The sequence below is a fragment of the Pseudalkalibacillus sp. A8 genome, from assembly GCF_045920555.1.
GTDB lineage: Bacteria > Bacillota > Bacilli > Bacillales > Fictibacillaceae > Pseudalkalibacillus.
This window is the reverse complement of the sequence record NZ_CP174509.1, coordinates 2,718,258-2,739,910: the sequence shown is the minus strand read 5'-3', so window position 1 is coordinate 2,739,910 and position 21,653 is coordinate 2,718,258. Positions and strand designations below refer to the sequence as shown.

The 21,653-nt window shown below is 38.5% G+C and carries 16 protein-coding genes and 2 pseudogenes; 3 read left to right on the top strand and 15 right to left on the bottom strand.

The features are described 5' to 3' along the window. Nucleotides 1-69 precede the first annotated feature (69 nt). Nucleotides 70-366, top strand: a pseudogene (locus ACJROX_RS14115) (LysR substrate-binding domain-containing protein); the annotation flags it as partial. An 82-nt stretch (nt 367-448) separates the two neighbouring features. Here the strand turns inward: ACJROX_RS14115 and ACJROX_RS14110 are convergent. The 9 genes and pseudogenes from ACJROX_RS14110 to ACJROX_RS14070 all read right to left on the bottom strand — a co-directional run. After that, a pseudogene (locus ACJROX_RS14110) lies at nt 449-671 on the bottom strand (JAB domain-containing protein); the annotation flags it as partial. 166 nt (nt 672-837) lie between these two features. Further along, nucleotides 838-1,596 (bottom strand): IS21-like element helper ATPase IstB, encoded by a 759-nt coding sequence (istB, locus tag ACJROX_RS14105; RefSeq protein WP_408008060.1) that lies wholly within the window; start codon nt 1,594-1,596, stop codon nt 838-840. Next, the gene (gene istA, locus ACJROX_RS14100; protein WP_408008059.1) at nt 1,593-3,122 is read right to left on the bottom strand and encodes an IS21 family transposase; all 1,530 of its coding nucleotides are present in this window, start codon (nt 3,120-3,122) and stop codon (nt 1,593-1,595) included. The genes istB and istA overlap by 4 nt, the downstream gene beginning before the upstream one ends. 550 nt (nt 3,123-3,672) lie before the next feature. Continuing rightward, nucleotides 3,673-4,779 carry a M24 family metallopeptidase gene (locus ACJROX_RS14095; protein ID WP_408011333.1) on the bottom strand — a complete coding sequence of 369 codons (1,107 nt, stop codon included), beginning with the start codon at nt 4,777-4,779 and terminating at the stop codon, nt 3,673-3,675. Nucleotides 4,780-4,898: 119 nt separating this feature from the next. Further along, the gene (locus tag ACJROX_RS14090; protein WP_408011332.1) at nt 4,899-6,215 is read right to left on the bottom strand and encodes a purine-cytosine permease family protein; all 1,317 of its coding nucleotides are present in this window, start codon (nt 6,213-6,215) and stop codon (nt 4,899-4,901) included. A 580-nt stretch (nt 6,216-6,795) separates the two neighbouring features. Further along, on the bottom strand, nt 6,796-8,439 hold the full coding sequence (locus tag ACJROX_RS14085; protein ID WP_408011331.1) for a hydantoinase B/oxoprolinase family protein: 1,644 nt from the start codon (nt 8,437-8,439) through the stop codon (nt 6,796-6,798). After that, nucleotides 8,436-10,472, bottom strand: coding sequence for a hydantoinase/oxoprolinase family protein (locus ACJROX_RS14080; protein ID WP_408011330.1), 2,037 nt, complete (start codon nt 10,470-10,472; stop codon nt 8,436-8,438). Before ACJROX_RS14080 ends, ACJROX_RS14085 begins: the two co-directional genes overlap by 4 nt. A 47-nt stretch (nt 10,473-10,519) precedes the next feature. Beyond that, nucleotides 10,520-11,062: a helix-turn-helix domain-containing protein gene (locus tag ACJROX_RS14075; RefSeq protein WP_408011329.1), complete on the bottom strand. Its 543-nt coding sequence runs from the start codon at nt 11,060-11,062 to the stop codon at nt 10,520-10,522. 321 nt (nt 11,063-11,383) lie between these two features. Continuing rightward, nucleotides 11,384-11,827: a JAB domain-containing protein gene (locus tag ACJROX_RS14070; protein WP_408011328.1), complete on the bottom strand. Its 444-nt coding sequence runs from the start codon at nt 11,825-11,827 to the stop codon at nt 11,384-11,386. Between the two features lie 868 nt (nt 11,828-12,695). On the opposite strand from ACJROX_RS14070, the gene ACJROX_RS14065 reads away from it, so the two are divergent. Next, nucleotides 12,696-13,154, top strand: coding sequence for a GerAB/ArcD/ProY family transporter (locus ACJROX_RS14065; RefSeq protein WP_408011327.1), 459 nt, complete (start codon nt 12,696-12,698; stop codon nt 13,152-13,154). 389 nt (nt 13,155-13,543) lie between these two features. Here ACJROX_RS14065 and ACJROX_RS14060 read toward each other — a convergent pair whose 3' ends face one another. The 5 genes from ACJROX_RS14060 to ACJROX_RS14040 are packed head-to-tail and all read right to left on the bottom strand — an operon-like array spanning nt 13,544 to nt 18,868. Next, a complete protein-coding gene (locus ACJROX_RS14060; RefSeq protein ID WP_408011326.1) occupies nt 13,544-14,647 on the bottom strand; it encodes an endospore germination permease in 1,104 nt (367 codons plus the stop codon). 36 nt (nt 14,648-14,683) lie between these two features. Next, on the bottom strand, nt 14,684-14,911 hold the full coding sequence (locus ACJROX_RS14055; RefSeq protein ID WP_408011325.1) for a hypothetical protein: 228 nt from the start codon (nt 14,909-14,911) through the stop codon (nt 14,684-14,686). Continuing rightward, nucleotides 14,908-16,110, bottom strand: a complete 1,203-nt coding sequence (locus tag ACJROX_RS14050; RefSeq protein WP_408011324.1) for a Ger(x)C family spore germination protein — start codon at nt 16,108-16,110, stop codon at nt 14,908-14,910. The genes ACJROX_RS14055 and ACJROX_RS14050 overlap by 4 nt, the downstream gene beginning before the upstream one ends. Nucleotides 16,111-16,167: 57 nt before the next feature. Then, nucleotides 16,168-17,262, bottom strand: a complete 1,095-nt coding sequence (locus tag ACJROX_RS14045; RefSeq protein WP_408011323.1) for an endospore germination permease — start codon at nt 17,260-17,262, stop codon at nt 16,168-16,170. 37 nt (nt 17,263-17,299) lie between these two features. Beyond that, nucleotides 17,300-18,868 (bottom strand): spore germination protein, encoded by a 1,569-nt coding sequence (locus tag ACJROX_RS14040; RefSeq protein WP_408011322.1) that lies wholly within the window; start codon nt 18,866-18,868, stop codon nt 17,300-17,302. Between the two features lie 631 nt (nt 18,869-19,499). Here ACJROX_RS14040 and ACJROX_RS14035 point away from each other — a divergent pair. Next, nucleotides 19,500-20,072: a recombinase family protein gene (locus ACJROX_RS14035; protein WP_408011321.1), complete on the top strand. Its 573-nt coding sequence runs from the start codon at nt 19,500-19,502 to the stop codon at nt 20,070-20,072. A 548-nt stretch (nt 20,073-20,620) separates the two neighbouring features. Here the strand turns inward: ACJROX_RS14035 and ACJROX_RS14030 are convergent. Next, a complete protein-coding gene (locus tag ACJROX_RS14030; protein WP_408011320.1) occupies nt 20,621-21,643 on the bottom strand; it encodes an MBL fold metallo-hydrolase in 1,023 nt (340 codons plus the stop codon). Nucleotides 21,644-21,653 lie beyond the last annotated feature (10 nt).

Below are 21,653 nucleotides of genomic sequence, written 5' to 3'. Positions count from 1 at the left end.
CATAAAAAGACAGTCACAGGAGTACAGTATTAGCGAGATTGTGGAAATGACCGGAATAAGTCAAGCACTAGACAAGTGATTGAAGAACATTTACGTGCTCATCAGTTGGATCTTAAGGATCTGAATATTATCTTGGAGCTTGAAAACACTGAGTATATAAAATCTGCTGTTGCTTCTGGTATGGGAGTATCAATTATTTCTAAATCTACCATTCAAAAAGAAATCCAGTTGAATATTCTCAGAGAAGTATCCATTCAAGGGATTCAATTACGTAGAAAACTATATTATGTCTACGATACAGAAAGTCTCTCATTACCAAGTGAAACGTTTATTACCTTTTTATCTAAAACATTTTTTTATCAATAATTATAAAAGAAAAGTTATTTTTTACCTCTAGTTTCCAGCAAATTAAGAGGTGTATTTTTTAAAAACATAAAAAGGAAGGAGGCTAGTCCTTCCAATAAATTTTTACATATCCCTTTTCTTTCAAACTGGTATACCCTGCTTTGGCATTGACGATGAGATGATCAAGAACCTCAATACCCATCATCCGTCCAAACTTCTACAAGTCTTTTTGTGACTTCAATATCTTCTCTGGACGGGTTCGTATCTTGAGAAGGATGCTGGTGACAAAGGATGATAGCTGCACTGTTATTCAGAATTGCACTTTTTGGATTCTTTATCTTGGATTGTTTTTGTCAATATTAATTTGAGCCAGAACGATCACTTTAAAAGTGAGCCACTTTGATATTCCTTGCTCCCAGTAAAGGGAATGAATGGAAGGTATAGGGGTCTTGCCCCGGAGAGGGGCAAGACCCCTATACCTTGTTGTCCGTATTACTCTTCTTCCTTTGATTGCTGGTTCATACTTTGCCTAAAGCGATACGACTCCCCATTTAGTAGATGAATATGCGAACGGTGGGTTAGCCGATCTAGGAGAGCTGCCGTCATTTTTTCGTCCCCAAAGATGCTTGTCCATTCAGTGAATTCTAAGTTGGTCGTAATGATCGTACTGGCACGTTCATATCTACTCGAGAAAAATTGAAATAGTAATTCAGCCCCCACTCTGGAGAAGGGAACGTATCCAAGCTCATCTACGATGATCACATCTAATTTGAGCCACTTCTTTTCTAGCGTATTTAATTGATGTTCTTCTTTGGCCATCAATAATTCTTCCACTAGTTCAGAAGCTGTAATAAATTTCACCTTATATCCATTCTGAATCATTTCGATTCCAAGTCCGGTTGCCAAGTGAGTCTTTCCGGTACCACTATTCCCAAGAAAGATGATGTTCTCATTCTTCTCTACAAATTCTCCTTTTGATAACGTGAGAAAACGATTTCGATTTAAACTAGGCATTAAACTAAAATCATAGGCATCTAATGTTTTTGGGACTGGAAAGGAAGCTTGTTTCAGCCGTCTTTGTTTCTTGTTTTCTTCTCTCTTCTGTAGCTCAATCTCTAAGAGTGCCAGGAGATATTCTTCATATCGCAGGTTTCGCTCTTCCGCCTCTCTTGCGAGAGAACGATAATTTTGTGAGATAGTTGGAGTTCTAAGTTGTTTGGTAATGTGATCCACTAATAATTCTACGTTCATTTCATACGCCCTCCAGTCAACTGTCCGTATTGTTCGACATTCGATTTCTGGATTTTATAGTCTAGTAGACTCGTAGGCATTTTTTCTTTAGATAGATCGTGAATGGGGAAGGATCGATTCATAAGTTTCTGAATCCTATCATGGACCACTTCATAACGGTAAATTTCTGTTTTCTCAGCTTCTTCTAAAGCTAGCGTTAATGTGTTCATACCAATCTCACGATGAAGGAGGAGAAGACGTATAAACTTCCGATCCCCTATGGCTCCTTCTTGTTCCCTCATCTTACGATGAAAACGTCTGAAGACATTTGGAATCTCATCTGATTGAAAGGCATGGGCATCCCGGATCGCTCGTGGTTTCTTCAATAACGCTTCTAAATAATGATTAAGAACAGTGGTCATTTCATTCCGTTCGTAAGAACGAGTGTGTTCTGCGATCACTTGGTTTTGAGCCACAACGATCACACGGTCGACAAAAATTTTGGCCCATACAGCTTGTCCTACATAGCTACATGGAACCGAATATTGATTCGTCTCAATAGTGATTAATGACGTTTTACTTACCTGACAAGAAACAAGTTTACATGCTTCGAACTTATTATTCGGAAGAGAATAGAGCTGCTCTTTTTCTTGTACCCACATCTGTTCAACCGTTTCTTTGGTATAGGGAACCTTTGTCCGACCAGCTTCTTTCAGACACCATTTCTCTAGGTAGTCATTTAGTTCTTCCAAAGACTGTATTTCTGGATATGGGACCAGGGCATTTCTCCTGATATATCCGACAGTTCCCTCAATTCGTCCTTTTTCATTACCGGATCTTACATTACAGAACTCTGCCTTAAAGAGATAATGGGCTTGTAAGGCCATGAAGGCTTCCTGTTCTAATCGATCCCGACCTTTAAGTATTTTTTGAACAGCTGTTTTTAAGTTATCAAAAAGTCCTTCTGTTGGAACGCCTCCAAAGAATTCAAACGCATGGACAAAACCATCCAGGAACGCTTCTTGCTTTTCATGTAGATACGCCCTTACAAACCGTAAACGGCTAGCTGATAATTGAATACAAAAGAGGAAGACCCTTCGGGTTTTTCCCTGAAGGATAATATCGGCTTCTCCCCAATCAAATTGAAACTGTTGCCCGAGTTGAAATTCAAGTGGGATAAAGACTTCTTGCATCTTTTTCTTTCGCTTAGCGACAACCTTTCGAATGTTTGATGCTGATCCTCCAAAATCATATTCATCTACTAATCTTCGATAGATTTTGGCAGCTGTATGCTTTTGTTTTCCCCACCGTTTTAGATCATCTTCAAGCCACTGATCAATTATCGGTAAAACTCGTTTCGTCTCGTCTGAAGACTCCTTGGTTTTATAGACTTTCTGTCGATACAGCGTTGTCGGAGATTCTGATTTCTTAAGATACTTACTGACTGTATTTCTTGAAATCCCCAGTTTTTGGGCAATTTGTCTTTGGGATTGTCCTTCTACCTCGTTCAAATATTTGATACGATGGAATTGAGCCACGTCAATCATCCTTTTCTTCCTCTCTCTATGTAGATGGTTTGGTCACTTTCTATCATAGAAGAGGTTATTGAATTTGGAAATTGGGTGGCTCACTTTTTATGTGATCAAACTCTTGATGAGTGGCTCAAAACTAAATTATCAAATACATGGATATTGCTCTTCATTCCAAATAATAGCATTGATTCCCAATCTTCTAAGCTGATACACTTAAAAAAGTGATTTTTCACTGCTAAATATCTTCTTTTGTAAAACCTAAAGATTCAATATAAAAATCAAGCATACCATCGCCCCTTTAAAGTTTTTGTTATGAAAAGTGCATCCTATCAATGGAGCGTTTCTGTTATAAGTAAGTACTTTTGAAAACTGACTTTTCTTGAATGTATGATTACTCGCCAGGACGATAAATCTTAAATCAATAAATATAAAATAGTGACTGACTATACCAATTGCTGCAGATGAGATAAATATACCGATTTATATAAATAAAGGTCTATCCCCTATAATTCACTTACTACTCCGCTATATGAAATTTTCTATCTCCCGGAAATCAAACCATTGCCTATCCTAGTCGTATTAATTCTCTTGGATAAGAAGTAAGTACTCTCGTTTTCCCAGTTGGTTCTATATAAACATTCTCTTCGATTCTTACTCCTCCCAAACCAGGGATATATATTCCTGGTTCTATTGTAAATAAAAAGCCCTCTTCTGCTTTCAGTTCATTATTACTATGTATAGAAGGCTCTTCATGAACATCAATTCCCAATCCGTGGCCAACTCTATTATTGAAATACTGGCCGAAGCCAGCTTCCTTAATCACATCACGCGCTGTTTTATCCACTTCCCCAAGTGGGTTTCCTATTTTCACAGCATTAACCGCTTCTTCTGTTGATTTCTTTACTGTTTCATAGATTTTCTTCTGTTCCGCTGTTTCTTCTCCTAAAACAAAAGTACGTGAAATATCGGAACAATAGCCATCGAGAATAACCCCCATGTCTATTAATATAAAATCTCCGTATTGAAACGTTCTTGTCCCCGGGCTCCCGTGTGGCAGTGCTGACTTTTCACCTGAAAGTACCGTTGTTGCAAATGCAGGACCTGATGCACCGGATTTACGCATTAAATATTCAAATTCTGCAGTTAAATCGAGTTCAGTCATTCCTGCTCTAACTTGTTTTATCCCATCAGCCAGTACTTGTTCAATTAGGTGAACTACCCGCTGTACTTTTTCACCTTCTTCCTCCGTTTTTCTCATCCTTTGATCAATAATAAACTCTTCAATGTTTTCAGTTTTTCTAAAGCTTATCCAACTAGTTAGCTGATTCCATTGATATAATGTAACCTTTTTTTCCTCTAAACCAAATGTTTGAATTTTATCACCTATTATCTCCTGTAAAATTTTATATGGGTTTTCTTCATCAGATATGGGTATAATGTTTTGAATATTAGCGCTTTCCAACGCCAGTTCCTGATCCAGGGCAGGGACAAGCAGATACATTTCCCCTTTTATATTGTCAATAACTAAAGCCATAAAACGTTCATAAGGCTCTGAATTAAAGCCAGTATAATAGAAAATATTTTTTGGAGTTGTAATCACGGCAATATCAACATTTGATGCATTCAAATAGTCCCTTAGAGCTGTGAGCCTTTCTTCATATTGTTTTTTCATGGTAACCCTCCTCAAAAATATTAAAACTCTTATAATCTTTAACATATGACAAGCTGGTTTCAAGAATATTCTGAAATCAGCTTGTACTTTTTATTATTAAAGTTAGTCATAAAAAATGTTTAACTTACTTTTGGAGTTTCCTGTTTCGTTTTAATTTCCGTAAACTTGTCCGGTTTCACTTTAGCCTTTACTCGCATGGCTGCATAATAAACAAGACCTGAAATGATTAATGACTGAACCGCTGGAATACCAATGGGATATTGATATTGTGTCATGTAACCTACTATTGCCCCTACTAAAAAGGCGAGTGTTGCCATCCAATTCCATCCCTTTTTGTCTACCCATTCCCGATTGCGGATGAAGAAGAAGTCAACAAACATCACCCCGGCAATGGCAGGGTATACAACTCCTAATAAAATAAGAAAGTCCATAAAATATGCTAAAATTCCTACTAGTGCCAGTACGATACCAGCCAAGGAACCCCCAACAGTTAACCATGCACGTCCTTTTCCAGAATTGATGTTAAACATATTTGCAGCAGCTAAACCAATGGAATAACTTGCCACTAATTGGCTCGTCCATAAGGCAATCCATAAGATGATGAATCCCCAGAACGGGAAGCCTAATTCTTGCATGACAGCGACAATGTCCGCGTTACCGACACCTACTGACATAACCGCTCCTGTCATGAAGAAGACAAATCCGATGACTACAATACCGAGAGGAATTAATGCCTGATCCTTTAATTTTGCCTTGGAATACCTCGTATAGTCTGATGCGATGAGCCACTGGGCAACATTGGCCCCTAATATTAAACTGACTGCTCCGAAGAAAGTAATGGATGGCTCCGGGCTCCAGGAAACGATTTGCTCCCAACCTGTTCCCCTTAAGGCAAAAAACACACCTGAGGCTATTAAAATAAGACCTGCAGGTACCGCTAAATAATCCGTCCACTTCATCGAGTTGTATCCAATCACTGCCGGCAATGCAAAAAGTAAGCCTGCAATTAACGTAAGAAATGCCCAAATTAGCCATTGTTCGTTGTAATTAATCCCCAATACAGCCGCCAATGCATTACCAGCAACAGCAGTATTTACTCCAAACCAGCCTACATTTAAAATAATGAGTGCAAGACCTACTAAGAAACGTGCTTGAACTGCCCCAAAACTAGTTCTGGCAATAACAGAGGATGGACGGCCTGTCTTTGCCCCAAGATACCCTTGTAATGAATTTCCAATCCATTGTATAAAAACTAAACCTACTAAAAGTATTAAAAATATTTGTGATAACCCAAAACTACCAGCTAATGTTGCCCCAACCATAATCACAGGTACAGCAAATTCCAATCCCCCGAAAATAGTAGCAGGAACAAACCAATGTTTTCTTTCTGATTTAGGAACCTCAGAAAGAACCGTATCTTTTTTCATTGTTTCCATTTAGACACTTCCTTCCTTTTAATTAAGAACTCAGTCTTTCATAAACAAAGAAATTAAGTGTTCTCTTGCTGGAAATATACTTTCTCTGTTCCCTTCAGCCAAACTCGTTCTCCGACTTCACTAATCAAAATCGTTATAATCAACTAGAGTAAATACATTCACTGGTTCATTATCCCAATTGCTACTTGCCCATGTCCCCCATAGTTAATTACAAACACAAGGGAATCTTTATTGGTCTCTTCGTTTCTTCAATAACAAAATTAACCGATGCTTGTATATATAGTTTTGTTTTTACGTTTTGGGGAATTAGAGTCTTTATATGAAGAATTCACCTCCCTGCCTGACCACACGGATTGTTTAACAACATTTCCAACGAAAGGTCCTCCCACATACTATTACACGTTTCAGGCACTCGATCTTCCAGAACCGCTAAATTTCCCCTCCTTGTTCTAACGTAATTCAAACTTAAGTTGATTTTTTTATATAGCCATCACCCTTAAGGAATGTGATTGGCAAGCTGATTCAGAAGGACTCCTGAACCAGCCGCCCTTCCTAACCACCACCTGCATTCAATCTACGTTTAAATATATTGATTCAGTTTATCACTGTTAATATTAGTCTCTGATCTCTTTAACGGTTCCCCAAAACCGCCTCCTCCGCCAGTCTTCACCCTGACAATATCCCCTTTTTGGACCTGTTTGCCATTCACCTTTAATAAATGTTCAACATTATTTTTTCGGAGAATTTCCACATCCGGTTTCGCCCCTGTTTCTCCGCCAAACAATCCCCAAGCAGGAGTTTTTGAACGCTCAAACCATAAATAAACCCACGCTTCCTCGTTCAAAATCTCGTATTCTCTGATAACCCCAAGTCCTCCGCGGAACTCACCTGCACCACCAGATCCTTCTCTAAGGGCATATTGATTGATTCGTATAGGATATTTTGATTCATAGACTTCCACAGGAAGATTCTTAAAATCACCACTTACATGGTTAATTAAAGCCGCTTGTCCATCTCCATTGTGATAAGCTCCCCAACCACCGGCAGTAGCTTCTACTGACAAGAAAGGTTCTCCCTTTTCTGTAACACCTGCAAATGTAACAACCATGGAATCCCCATAATGGGCTGCGACCGCCTGTTCTTTCATAACAGGAGACAATGCCTTTATGATTAAATCAATCAGAATACCGAGAGGAGTAAAATACCATCCGCACGGTGCTGGTTCTGTCGCATGAAAAACTGTTCCTTTTGGCGCAACGACTTTCATTGTCTTAAAGTTCCCGCCAGTTACCGGAGAATCGGGGCTGATTAAATCTTTGAATGCCACACGGCAAGCTGAAATTGTCTGTGCATAGCCGCAATTTGTCTGACCTGTCCTCTGTTCACTGGAACCGGTTAAATCAATGATAATATAATCACCTTCGACCACTACTTTTACCTTTACAAGAACAAGTTCATCCTTTACACCATCATTGTCTAAATGACCTTCCGCTTCATATACACCATCTGGTATGTTGCGAACAACATTGCGGTCCATTTCCTCTGATTGTTTGAATATATCCTTAATGCATCGATTAATTCGATCAATTCCAAACCTTTCAATCAATTCTATAAATCTTTTTTCTCCCGTCCGGCAGGCTGCAATTTGAGCATTTAAATCACCTATAGCGGCTTCATTAAAACGGTTATTTGTTATAATAAGCCGTATTACATCTTCTACTGGCTTACCACGGTTATATATTTTGGTAGGGGGAATCCGTATTCCCTCCTGATAGATATTCGTAGCATCCATCGGATAACCAGGGTCTTTGGACCCGATATCTAACCAGTGTGCTCTTGTCGCTGTGAAACCAACTAACTCTTTGTTGAAAAAAATCGGGGAAAATGTGGTCACATCATTTAAGTGTGTACCCCCTATATAAGAGTCATTCATAATATACAAATCACCTTCATTGTAGTTGTCAATACCCCCAATTAATTCCGTTGTTACCCGAATACATTCATCTAAATTCCCAAGAAAGATTGGAAGACCAGCTGATTGTCCTAATAACTCAATATCCCGATTAAATAGACAAACACTACAGTCTTTCATTTCATAAATGATAGGGGAGAAAGCACTTCTTGCTAAACTTGCATTCATTTCATCCGCTGCTGAGATGAGTGCGTTACGGACTATTTCAGTAGTAACGGGATTTTCTAAATAAACTTGGCTTTGAACGGTCATACTAATACCTCCTTTTCTGCTGTATCTTTTACTATTTCGATGTTTTGATATTCATCGATTTTAATATGGAATTTCAGCGGAATAACAATCGTTGAGTTTTTATCTTCAATGATTGCCGGTCCAATAAAGTAGTTTCCATATGTTAAATTCTTTGTGCTATAAATGCTTGTTAACTGTTCCTTTGTATTCCAAACAACATTTTTAGTAGATTGCGGCTCTGCTTTTCTGTCGACCTCTTCGACTACAGCCGCAAAATCGATTTTTTCCAGTTCCCCAAGGGCTGTAACCCTCAAGTTTACAATCTCTGTTACTCCTTTCGGATTGTGGTGTCCATATATATCTAAATGTGCTTGATGGAAGTTATTAGATAGTTCAGATAATTCGGCGGAGTTATTGGTTACATTCACGGTGTATTCTTGTCCCAAATAACGAATATCAGCTGTACGCTGGAAACTAATTTGGTCAGTTGTAATATTTTGCTGGTTTAACACTGTGATACTTTCCCGTTCCAATTCCTGATAAAGCAATTCCAGTTGTCCTTTATTTACGTTTTTAATTACTTCTACAAAATTTCGGACAGTGTCAAATCGTATATCCGTCTGCAGCATTCCCCAGGCAGAAAATGTTCCAGATACACTAGGAATAAATATTTTTTTCATATCCAATAAATCAGCGATTAATACAGCATGCATTGGTCCAGCTCCGCCAAATGCAACTAATGTAAAGTCACGAGGGTCAATCCCCCGTTTCACTGTTAATGTCCGAATGGCATCTGCCATTTTTGCATTTGCAATATCGCAAATTCCCTCTGCTGTTTTATAAACCGATAACCCAATCTGATCAGCAACAGAACGAACCGCTTTTATAGCCGCTTCCTTATCAAGTGTCATCTCGCCGCCTAAAAAGTTGTTTTCATCGATTCGTCCGAGAACTAAGTTGGCATCCGTTACCGTTGGTTGTTTTCCACCATTCCCATAACACGCTGGTCCTGGAAAAGAACCTGCACTAGTAGGACCAACTCTCAACCCTCCTGCTTCAATCCAGGCAATCGATCCCCCGCCAGCACCGATCGTATGAATATTAACCATTGGAGATAAAATCGGGAAGCCTTCCATCATCGTTTCCGAAGTAACATCAGGCTGGCCATCAATAATTAAACTAACATCAAAGCTGGTTCCGCCCATATCAACACAAATCAAATTTTTGTCCCCGGTTAATTGGGTTAAGTTCATACCGCCTATCGCTCCGCCAACAGGACCCGACATCAATGTTTGCAGCGGCAATTTTTTGGCAACTTTTGAAGTCATTACCCCTCCATTTGACTGCATAATATAAATATCATTAGAGAAACCTCGTGCAGCCATCTCTTCTTCTAAAGTATGTAGATACTTTTTAACAATAGGGGCGATGTAGGCATTTATAACTGTAGTGCTTACACGTTCATATTCCCGCCACTCACGTGCTATATCACTTGAAAGGGATACAGGAATATCTAGTTCCTTTTCAATCACTGATCTTATCAATTGCTCGTGTTGTGGATTCTGGTAGGAATGTAATAAACAAACCGCCACCGCATCATAGTTTTTTTTATCCAGGTTTTTAATAATTTGTTTTAAATTATCCCCGTCAACTTCTCTGATTATCGATCCATCTGCAGTAGTACGTTCATCTAATTCATAAATGTGCTGCCGTTCTAACAACGGGGATGGCTTTCGGTATTTAATATTGTACATTTCTGTTCTGTTAGCCCGTCCAATTTCGTAAACATCCCGAAAGCCATTCGTCACGATTAAAGCAACATTTGCACCTTTCCTTTCTAAGAATGCATTTAATCCGGATGTGGTACCGTGAACAAAATACTCGATTTCATTAAAATCTGTAATATAACGGTCGATACTATCTAGTACTCCCTCGGCTAAATTATACGGGGTCGTAAGCGTCTTGTTTGTGTGATAAACATTCTCCTTCCGGTCATACACAACTAAATCTGTAAATGTGCCTCCAATATCGACACCTAAACGGTAGCGTGACATACCATTCTCCTCCTTTGATATAAGTTATATATTTTTTGAGAGAATCCTTAAAAGATAGATGGTGTGGTTACAGATAATAAAGTCACTTCCTGGTTTAACGGGTTTTCCCACATGTGAGACTTCGTTGAAGGAAAGTGAATTGCTTCCCCTTCCCGTAAAAAATACTCTCTATCCTCTACTTTCAAAATAACGGCACCTTTTATAACATAGTAGAATTCCTCTCCTGGATGACGAACAAATTCAAAATCCTTTTGTTTTGGTCTCAATGTTACAATTAATGGTTCTATTTTCCGATCAGGAAACTTAGAACTAAGTGAAACATAAGTAGACTCAGAACCTTTTAAATTAAATGGTTTTTGGTCTTCAAGACGAATAGCATAATTTTCATTTTGAGGTTCTTCGAAAAAGTAAACCATTGTTACTCCAAAGGCATCAGCAATTTTTTTTAATGAAGTAATTGCGAGAGAAGACGCCCCCCTTTCAATTTGGGATAAAAAACTTACAGATAAATCTGTTTTCTCACTAAGATCTTTTAATGTCATTCCCCGTTCAAATCGTAAATGTTTAATTTTTTCACAAATTTCATCCATAATTGTAGTCCCTTCAAAAATACTATAAAAAATATAGTCTCACATTAACTAATTATGATAATATCATAAAATATTCTTATTTTAAAGAAAATTCTAAATTTTATTGTCCCGTTATTTCAATAAAATAGATGGTGTCTTATCAGGCATATACCCCTATTAAACTTCTTTGTTTTGCAGATATTTATTTTAGGCTAAAATCTCCTGAAATAATCACAAAATCACTGAAAGGAAACGAAGATACTTTTTCAATTGGATTAAAAAGCAAAAAAATAAAATAAATACAAAAGGAACAAAGGAAGGAGGCTAGCTCCTTCCAAAAGGTTATACATATCCTTTTTCTTTTAAGCTGGTATATGCAGCATTCGTATTAACTATCAGATGATCCAATACCTCAACCCCAATCATTCGTCCAGCTTCTACAAGTCTTTTTGTTACTTCAATATCTTCTCGGGACGGGTTGGTATCTTGAGAAGGATGCTGGTGACATAGTATGATGGCTGCGCTGTTATTCAGGATTGCACTTTTGAATACTTCCCTGGGATGAACGATACTTGCATTGATTGAACCTACGTGGCAACGATGAACAGCAACAACTTTGTTTTTCGTATTGAGACACATGACAAAGAACACTTCGCGATCATCTTCACCGATAAACCCAGTAGCCACTCTTGCTCCATCTTCTGGAGAACGTATAATGTGTGTTTGCCTTCCTTCCACCTCTGAAATTACCTGTCGAATACGTTGAATCTCATAAATTGTTTCCATCATGAAACAGCTCCTTTCTTTGTTTGAAAAGAAAGGAATTTTTGCGAAAACGAGTGTAGAAGGATTTGAAAACATGCGATAGCATCAAGTGGGAGTTACGGACATATGAAAAACCCAATAACTTAGACAGCGTTTTCAGTCCATTTATCACCGTAGTTACGTTGGCTTAGCCGACTTGGTTTTTTATTTGACCGTTTGACCACGCAGATCCTTTACCAAGTGATGAGCAAAAATTATAATGAGGAGAACAAAGGAAGATTAAGACCAAAGATAGTGATGTGCAGTTGAACAACTTTTATTCGAATAGTGGTTCAGGTTGAATTTAGAAGAATGTGGGATATACAATGAAAACTAAAAGATTGTGATAAAAGAAAGTATCTCACATTATCGATGGAGATACTTTCTTTTTTTCACCAAATTTCCCTATCCTGGTGTATAAAACAGAAAAATGCCCGATTTTCAGGAGCATTTTATTATTGCTGTTGTACATTCTAAATTCAATAGGCATTTTCCGCGTTCAAAAATAGGAGAATTATTTACGAACATTTAACGATTTTCATAGATCTTTTCGTGCCTTTTTAAGTAGAATACCTTTATCCAGTAATCAGGGTTAGCTGATGAGCCCATCTTTAATTAAAGATTGAAGATGTTGAATAGAAGCGACCACAGTTTCCCGGGTGTTTTTAGATGCCCACCATATTGGTTACCTAGCGCTCTATTAACTATTAAGCAAAACAATTGTCCTTTACAGAAATCCTTCGGAAAAATAAACATTTATTAAACTAAGCGTACAATACTATATTACTTTACTTGCGACAGCTCAGCTGTTAGATCTTTCTGACAGCCGCTTTATTCGGTAAGAAAACCAATGGGGAAAACAGTATTTCAATCTTTCTCCTTCTATTTCCTTCGTATAACTGCAATGGTTGTCCCTATAAACTTTGCCAATTCAGGAAAGTTTAGTGAACGTATTCTGGGTAAGATTCTTGGAAAAGCCTTTGGATTTATATTAATAGTAAACTTATTATTCACAAACGGCGTTACCTCTAGGCAATACGCAGATCTCGTTGTAGGGGCCTTTCTCCCTCGAACCCCAATGTTCGCAGTCATTTCTGCATTGGTTCTAGTTTGTGCTTTTGCTGTTCGAGGAGGTTTAGAAGTCGTAGGAAGAGCTGCGCAGCTGCTCATTCCTCTTTATGTATTTTCCCTGATCCTCATCATCGTTCTTCTTCTACCTGAATACAATCCTAAGAATTATAAAGGAAGCCCATATTGGGGAGAGCCACAAATCATTTTTCGCATAGTTCCATGTACTACCTGGAACTGAAAGAATAGCTGTAGCAATGATTGTCGGATAAAACATTATTCCCATTTGAAAGGATGAAATTTTCCCTTTTTCAATCATACCATTTATTTCTCCCTTTTTAACCATTACTTTTCCAAAAACTTACCAAGACTTAAAAATCATATCAATTAATCAGTCGGTCCCAGTATATCTGATAAGAAAATGAGAAGGACAGCTAGCAGACATCCTGCTATTGTCAATGTCACAAAGATCCGTTTTTCCTTTTTTTTATTTTTATTTTTCGGCTATTCATTTAGCGTAATAAGAATAACAACAACTGTTATTCCGACCAAAGGTGCCAACTTCATTTTCCTTAACAATTTTTTGACATACTAATTACCAAATTACATATTTTTTAAGTTAGGCAATGCTTATGGGTCAGACCCCGGCTTTTTCTTCCGTAAAACAGCGATTATAAGCAACAATAGTGGTATAAGAATTTGAACAAAAAAGGAATAAACAGGGAATACTATAAAGTTATACTCGCTTTCTACCATTTTGCTGGGTGTCCCCCAAATGGTGAACAATATGGTCAGAAAACCTAACGGAAATACAATCGGCCGGTAGTCGGATAGGTTCAGCCATTGAGCCGTACCTAATACAATAGCATAGAAGACGACTGAGAATTTGATGAACGTACCTGCTACCCACATCGCCATGATGATCGGCTCAAGATGTTGTAAGAAATCAGCGATGCTAATATACTGGGATGCTGTGAATAGCGGATATAAATACCTTGATGTAGTTCCCCCAAATAGAAAAAGAATAATAAAGTTTGTTACGATAAACGTGATCATGACAGAAAACACAGAGATCATGCCCCATTTCCTGCCTTTTTCACCGTCAGTTAAATAGGGAAATAGAAATGACACGAGTATGAATTCAGCAAACCAGCCGCCTGGTACAATCGCTCCCTTCATCGAAGGCATAAGCCCATGCTCCAAAATAGGGAACATTTTTTTTAAATCTAATTCAGGAAGAATCAGTATGATAATGATTACCATAGAAAAAACATAAAGAGGAATGAAAAACTGGGCAACCCTTGCCAATACTTCTATCCCTCCTCGTACAGCAAAGACACAAACAAGGACCATCGTTGAGATAACCACAATAATCGGTGTTTTTATTAAAAAAGCTCCCGTAACGAACTCCCCATAAATTCTAATCCCTCCACCATTCATTTGAACATAAAAGATCAAATAAATAAAACCGAGGATTTTACCAAGGATTCGACCCAAAATATGTTCGCTATATTGAATAATTGTCTCCCTTGGATACAACTTATGTAGCTGAAAGGCAGTATAGACAACAATAAAACCTAAGAGGGAAGCCCATATCGGCGAAATCCACAAGTCGTTCTTGGCATATTTCGCCGTCACTGCCGGAACAGAAATAATTCCAGTCCCAACGATTACGGGGTACATCATGATTGCCATCTGTTCAGCTGAAATCTTCCCTTTCTCGATCATTTTCATTCACCTCATCATGAAGGATACAAGCCTGTCTATTACTTATTTTTGAAGCAGCTTACCAAGAGGTTTAAAAATCATATCAATTAAATTAGTCGGTCCTGGCATATCCGGGAAATAAACAAGAAGGACAGCTAGAAGCCATCCTGACATTGTTAATGTCACGAATGCCCATTTTTCCTTCTTCTGATTCTTGTTCATTTTTGGCCATTCAATAAGCGTAATAAGAATAACAACGACTGTTATCCCAAACACTGATGCCAAATTCATTTTCCTTTCACCTCTTTTTCCGGTAATCCTTGGGGTGAAGTGGACATTCCTGGTCTCCTTATATACACTTTCGTTTTGATTTCAACTTCTATTTCTGGAAATTTCTCGTCCCACTGATCCTTTACTTTTGACCATTGATATGGATATTGATGGTGAAACGCTTCGGCAAAACCAAAAATGTCTGTTTCCATCTCTTTTTGAACTTGTTCAAGTGTCATACGAATTCGCTCATCAATGTCTTGTTCTAATTGCTTTTCAAGTTTTTTCGCAATCTTAGGATTCATCAAGTTTAACTTTGTTTCATTTTCCACCGTATCATCTTCCGTGACGATTTTAACGATCATTTTCCATTTTCCATTGTCTATTTTTGGGATCAACTCCGTACGTGAACGGAGGAGATTGAAGGAAATCTGGCCATCAGCGCCTTTTGGTTCCACCGTTACGGATGCCATTTCGATTTCATCTCTTAGCCATAGCACTCCCCTAGTTACGCTATCATCGATTCGTCCTACCATTTCATCCTTCTTAAAAACAGCCGTTCCGTTCACACGTAAACCACCTTTTTCTTCCGGTTCTTCTTCATCTACCTCAATCCAAGGCAGTGCCGACGCTCCCGCCTCGCCGCTTAACATCTGCAGCAAGTCTTTCACTGTTACACTCATTCCAACCTTGAACTTTGCTAGTTCTCTTGCCACTTCTGCTGAACTTTTCTCTAAATCAGGAATAACCTTCAAAGCATCAATGGCTTTACCATCAGTGACAAATAAAAATGACCGGAGTCGTGTACCTGGGTAACGGGCGAAAAAGTCCATGTGCTCCTGAATCCCTTCCTCAGCCAGCTTGTCACCGATAATGATCACCCGGTTATGTCCCCAGAAAATACGGCGGGACACCTTTTCTTGAAGTCGAGACATGGCATCGAAGATTGTGTTGCCAGTTACCTTTTCAACAGTCGTCGGCTTACCTCCTCTGCCTTGACCACCGCCCATTCCTTGTCCTCCCCCCATCGTTTGCGGAATAGCCAGCTGTACGGAAAGCTCGATCTTATCGTCTTCGGTTTTATCAAGTCCTGCTGCCATAACAAGTGCTAAGTCATTGAGTTCTACTCGATCCCAGCAGCCTGTAAGGAAGATTGTAAATGAACATATCGAAAAAGTAAGCATTAGTTTTACTGCTTTCGTTAAAGAAATAGTTTTCATCTTTTTCCCCTTTCAGACACTACCGCTGCGTTACTTGATTCTGGTACTAGAACTCTCTTATCTTTTTGTACCGTTTCCTTTACGTATAATAGCAAGTAATAGCAGTAACATTGGTAGAAGCGTTTGGATCGAGATTAAATAAAAAGGTGAAGTAGTGCCAAGAAAATGAGCCAGCTCTTCTAAATTCGGAGCCGACCAAATGCCAATGAGCGCTAATAGGAATCCAATCGGAAAAACAATCGGCCTGTAGTCAGATAAATTTAACCATTCTGCAGTACCAATAACAATGGCATAATAGAATACTGAAATTTTTACAAACGTACCCGCTACCCAAATCGCCATCACAATCGACTCAAGGTGTTGAAGAAAATCGGCTATGTCGATATACCGCGAAGCGCTCATGACTGGATAAGTGAAGGTAGCCGTGATGCCCCCAAATAAGAAAAGAGAGAACAAATTGGTTATCACCAAGGTAACCATCACCGCAAACACCGAGATCATGCCCCATTTCAATCCTTTTTCCTTTTCACCTAAAAATGGGAGTAAGAATGAGAGGAGAAAGAATTCAGAGAACCAGCTTGATGGGACAATCGCCCCCATTACAGAGGGCATGATCCCTTTCTCCATCACTGGAAACATATTTTTAGGTTCTAGAACCGGGATAAGTAAAATAGTGATAATCAAGAGTAAAATAACAACGACCGGAACAAAAATTTGTGCACTTCTCGCTATTACTTCAAGTCCCCCGCGTACAGCTAAGGCACAGACTAGTACCATGCTTCCAATTACAACAATCATTGGGGTTTTTAAAAGAAAATTCCCAACGACAAATTCTCCGTACTCTCTTAATACTATCCCGTTTACATGTAAATAAAAGAATAGGAAAACAAATCCAATCGCTTTTCCTGGAATTACCCCTACAATCTTCTCACTGTATTGGATGACTGTCTGCTTCGGATAGTGTTTATTCAATTGGTGTGCAATATAGACCGAAAGAAAACCGATAGACGAAGCCCATACCGGCGATAACCACATGTCTTGTTTAGCAAATTTTCCTGTAATGGCCGGTACTAAGAGAACGGCCGTTGCCATAATCGTCGGATAGATCATAATCGCCATCTGCAGAGCGCTAATCCTTCCTTTCTCAATCATCTTGTCTCACCTCTTTACTCATGAAGGATCGATACGTTTACTTTTCACCCCCATTAGTCGGATCAGGCTTCTGCCCGGTGGATTGTCGATATTTGTTGTATTCCCCTGTTAAATGAGGCCTTGTTTTTAGCTTCCACAATGGGGCACGTATAAGCACATCTTTCATATCACGAAATTTCATCGGAGCCATTGGGCTAAGATACGGTACACCAAAAGAACGCAGTGTACATAAGTGGACGATAATTGTGATGATCCCAAGCATAATTCCAAGCAACCCGAGCGTCCCTGCAAGAAGAATCATTGGAAAACGAAGCATACGAATTGCGATTGCTGCCGAATACCGTGGAATCGTAAAAGAGGCGATTCCTGTAATCGCAACGACCATAACCATCGGTGCAGAGACAATTCCAGCGGAAACGGCTGCTTCCCCAATCACGAGGGCCCCGACGATACTTACAGCTGCCCCGACTTGTTTTGGGAGTCTTAGTCCAGCTTCACGCAACGCTTCAAATGTGATTTCCATAATAAAAGCTTCAACGAGAGCTGGAAATGGAACCTGCTCACGTGAGGCAGCCATACTAATCAAAAGAGTCGTCGGAACCATCTCATGGTGATAGGTGATCACCGCCACATACAAGGAAGGTAAGAGCAGTGAAATCATAAGGAAAAAGTAACGAAGCCAGCGAATGGCCGTCCCGATCAAGAATCGTCCATAATAATCCTCAGCTGATTGCAACAAAGAATAAAGAGTTGTAGGCACAACGATAGAAAAAGGAGTTCCGTCAACTAGTATGGCCACACGTCCTTCAAGTAGGTTTGAAGTAACTACATCAGGTCGTTCCGTCTCTAAAACCTGTGGAAAAGGAGAGTATGGGTTATCTTCGATGAATTCTTCTATCATTCCGCTTTCCAATATTCCGTCAATCTCAATTCTGCTTAGCCGGTTTTTGGTTTCTTCTATTAAAGTGCTGTCTGTAACTCCTTCTATATACGCGATAACAACCTTTGTTTTGGTGTAACGACCGATTTCCAAGGATTGCATTTTTAGTTCGGGACTTCTTATTTTTCTTCGAAGTAAGGAAGTGTTTACCCGTAAGGTTTCTACAAATGCTTCACGTGGTCCCTTGATAACCATTTCAGCTGAAGGTTCCTCAATTGAACGTTTCTCCCATTTTGAGAGGCCTAATGAAAACCCCGTTTTCCTCTTATCTACCAGTATCACTGGATTTCCTAAAGAGATCTCTTGTATGCACTCGGAAAATGTTTTGATTTCTTTTATATTGGAAACGGATATTCTTTTTTCGATTAAACTATTAACGTCGTAAAATTGTTCCTCTGTGTTCTGCATAAGCGGTGAGAGTACGTTGTCATCTATTTCTTCAATGTTTGACAGACCATCAATGTAAATAAGAATAGCCTTATCTTTTCCACCTATAAAAAAAGGACGAAAGATAACATCAGAGCAATCTTTATAAATGGTGCGTATCTGGTTTTCATTATCAGTCAAGTTATCAGATAGCGGACCCTGTTCTTGCGTGAATTGTTCCACTGTTGGTGTTTTTTTCGCCGTTTTAGATTTCAACAGCTTTTTCCATATATGATTCATAATGATCGTCCTTTCCCATATCCCAATAAAAACACCATTTTTTTATCTTTGTATTATGTAAGGAAATTTATACCTATACGGAGTAAATTTAAATAGGGGACCCAACATTTTGACATCAAACCCACACTAACTCGTATCGTGGACGCTGATCACCTTTCAATATTGTTCCCACTTGAACAAATTCACTTAGTCTCATCCTTAAAAGAATCGAATAGAATCGGGAAAAATAGAGTGTTAAATAAACTAGTAAGAATGATCAAAGCAGAATGAATGCACGATCCAAAGAACGGAACGAAATGTTAGACGATATAATGATCCGAACAAAAAAATAAAATTCGACCATCCAAGATAAAAAAGTATCAAATTTGATAAATTCTTTCACACTATTTCTCCTATCCGTAATTTTAATAACCAATAATTACAATTATCGATATACATCCCATATTTTATAATTGTAAATTAATACCGAATAGAACAACTTGAAGTGTAGTCAGGGAAATTTACAACGTTTAGTTTCACATGATGTATCATTAGAGTGCACCCTATTGATATGTTTTTGGTTCCTTGATATTATTAGCTTGATAGACTCTCAATAACACCTATCAAAATACATATTAAAAGAGGACGAAAAATGATCTATGGATATGCTCGGGTAAGTACACAAGACCAAAATCTGGATAGCCAAATTGAACAACTTACAAAATATGAGGTAGATGAAATCGTTCAAGAGAAAATAAGTGGTGTTTCTAAGCAAAAGCCACAATTGGATGAACTTCTGCCCAAGTTAACTTCTGGTGATACCTTAGTTGTAACAAGAATGGATCGTCTAGGTCGAAACACTGTCCAGTTGCTACAACTAGTTGAAGAACTTCAGGAAAGGAATATACACTTTGTTATCCTCAACTTAGGAATTGATACAAGAACACCAACTGGTAAATTCTTTTTAACTGTAATGGCAGCATTTAGTGAGCTAGATCGAGAAATGATTAAAGAAAAGCAACGTTCAGGAATTAAATTAGCCAAGCAAAAGGGCAAATATCGAGGAAGGGTAAAAAAATATACAGATAAACATCCAGGAATAAATCATGCCATTGAATTACGCAAAACTACCAATAAAACCGTAAAGGAGATATGCACGATTACCGGAGTCAGTCAGGCTGCGTTTTATCGCAAGCTAAAGGAAATGGAAAAAGATAATTCATAATGATTGGAAATTTTCACACATGTACCCCCTCAATCTGCTAATCGTTTCCGTTCCCCAGATAGGGAACAGTGTTGGAATCATCACCTCCTGAGTTATTAAAGCAAGTTGGATTTGCCCAAGGAGATGTCGTATAAGTAGAAATAAAAGATGGAAAGGTTATTTTAGGAAAGAATGAGCATCTACATTTTTTAAATGTTTTGGATGGCCAGATTTATGCTATTTGGGAGCTTGATAAATCGATTTAAACTCGGAGATAGATAATTGATGAAACATGGAGTTAAAACAGGGGATATACGAGAACTACGTGATTTAACCCGACTTCGGAAGAAGTGGATTGGGCACATTACTTCCGAGAAGAATCGTATTCAAAGAGGGACCTTATTTAAAAAGTCCCCTACGAATTGTAAACATCAGATTATTAAAGGTCTTACTTAACTCATCAATTTAACACACTTTTAAAAAATGGACGTCCCTTTTTTGGGAATATAAGGTATTAAGGAATATCTTGATGACTCATGACTGGGAGATCTTTTTGATTATTTGCAGTTTTATGGTTGACTGACTGTTATTCCTTCAGCAATTTCAAAAGTCATTAGATCCTCTCCAAGTACTACTTTGCCATCATATATCTCTTTTGTTCTTTCGATATAATTGCCCTCGCTGTCGCTGACACCGATAGATATGACATGGGTATAAACTGCAAGTTTTGGATTTACTTGTTTAAATACTTTAGCTGCTTGTTCCGGGGTGCTATGGTAACTTTTTATATTTCTTATTGATTCATTTTCTATTTTTTTATTTGGCTTGGAACTTGCCGCCAGAACTTCATGAATAAGTAGGTCTGTCCCCTTCGCATATTTTACTAGGTTTTCACTGTAAGTGGTGTCGCCTGAGATAACGACTGAACGGCCTTTATAGTTGACTCTAAATCCATATGCAGGTTCCATGGAACCGTGATCCACTTCAAAAGCAATAATTTCAACGCCATTTTTATCATAAACAACCCCTTCTTCAAACTCGTGGACATTAGTATCCAAACCACTCTCCGTAGCATTAGTCACGTTTTGACGGTTTTCGATATCAGTTTTATATGCTTTATATAAGCCCTCGACCATATTCTTTGTACCTTTCGGACCCCAAACTTCAAATGGATCTTGCCTACCGCCCATACTTGGTACACTTCCTGATATCAACAAATCAGGAAAACCGACAGTATGGTCATGATGAAGGTGAGTGATGAAAAGTTTATTTATCTCTCCAGGTGGAATTCCTATCTGATTCAACCTAATTCCACTTCCACGCCCCGCATCAAAAAGCAGTTTTTTTCCAGCCACTTCAACCAGTGTAGATCCGCCAAAACGGTTAATTTGAGGGTCGGGGGTTCCAGTACCAAGTAGAGTCACTTTCATAGTAGGATTGTTTTCATTGCTGTCCATTTTATTTTCTTGCTGTTCTTTTTTCTTTTTATTTCCATCATTTTCAGTTGATAGTGCTGAATCTATGTTACAGCCTGCCAATATAATTAATAGAAACAGAGTGCTTAAAGCTACTACCGGATTATTTTTCTTCATAACATACCCT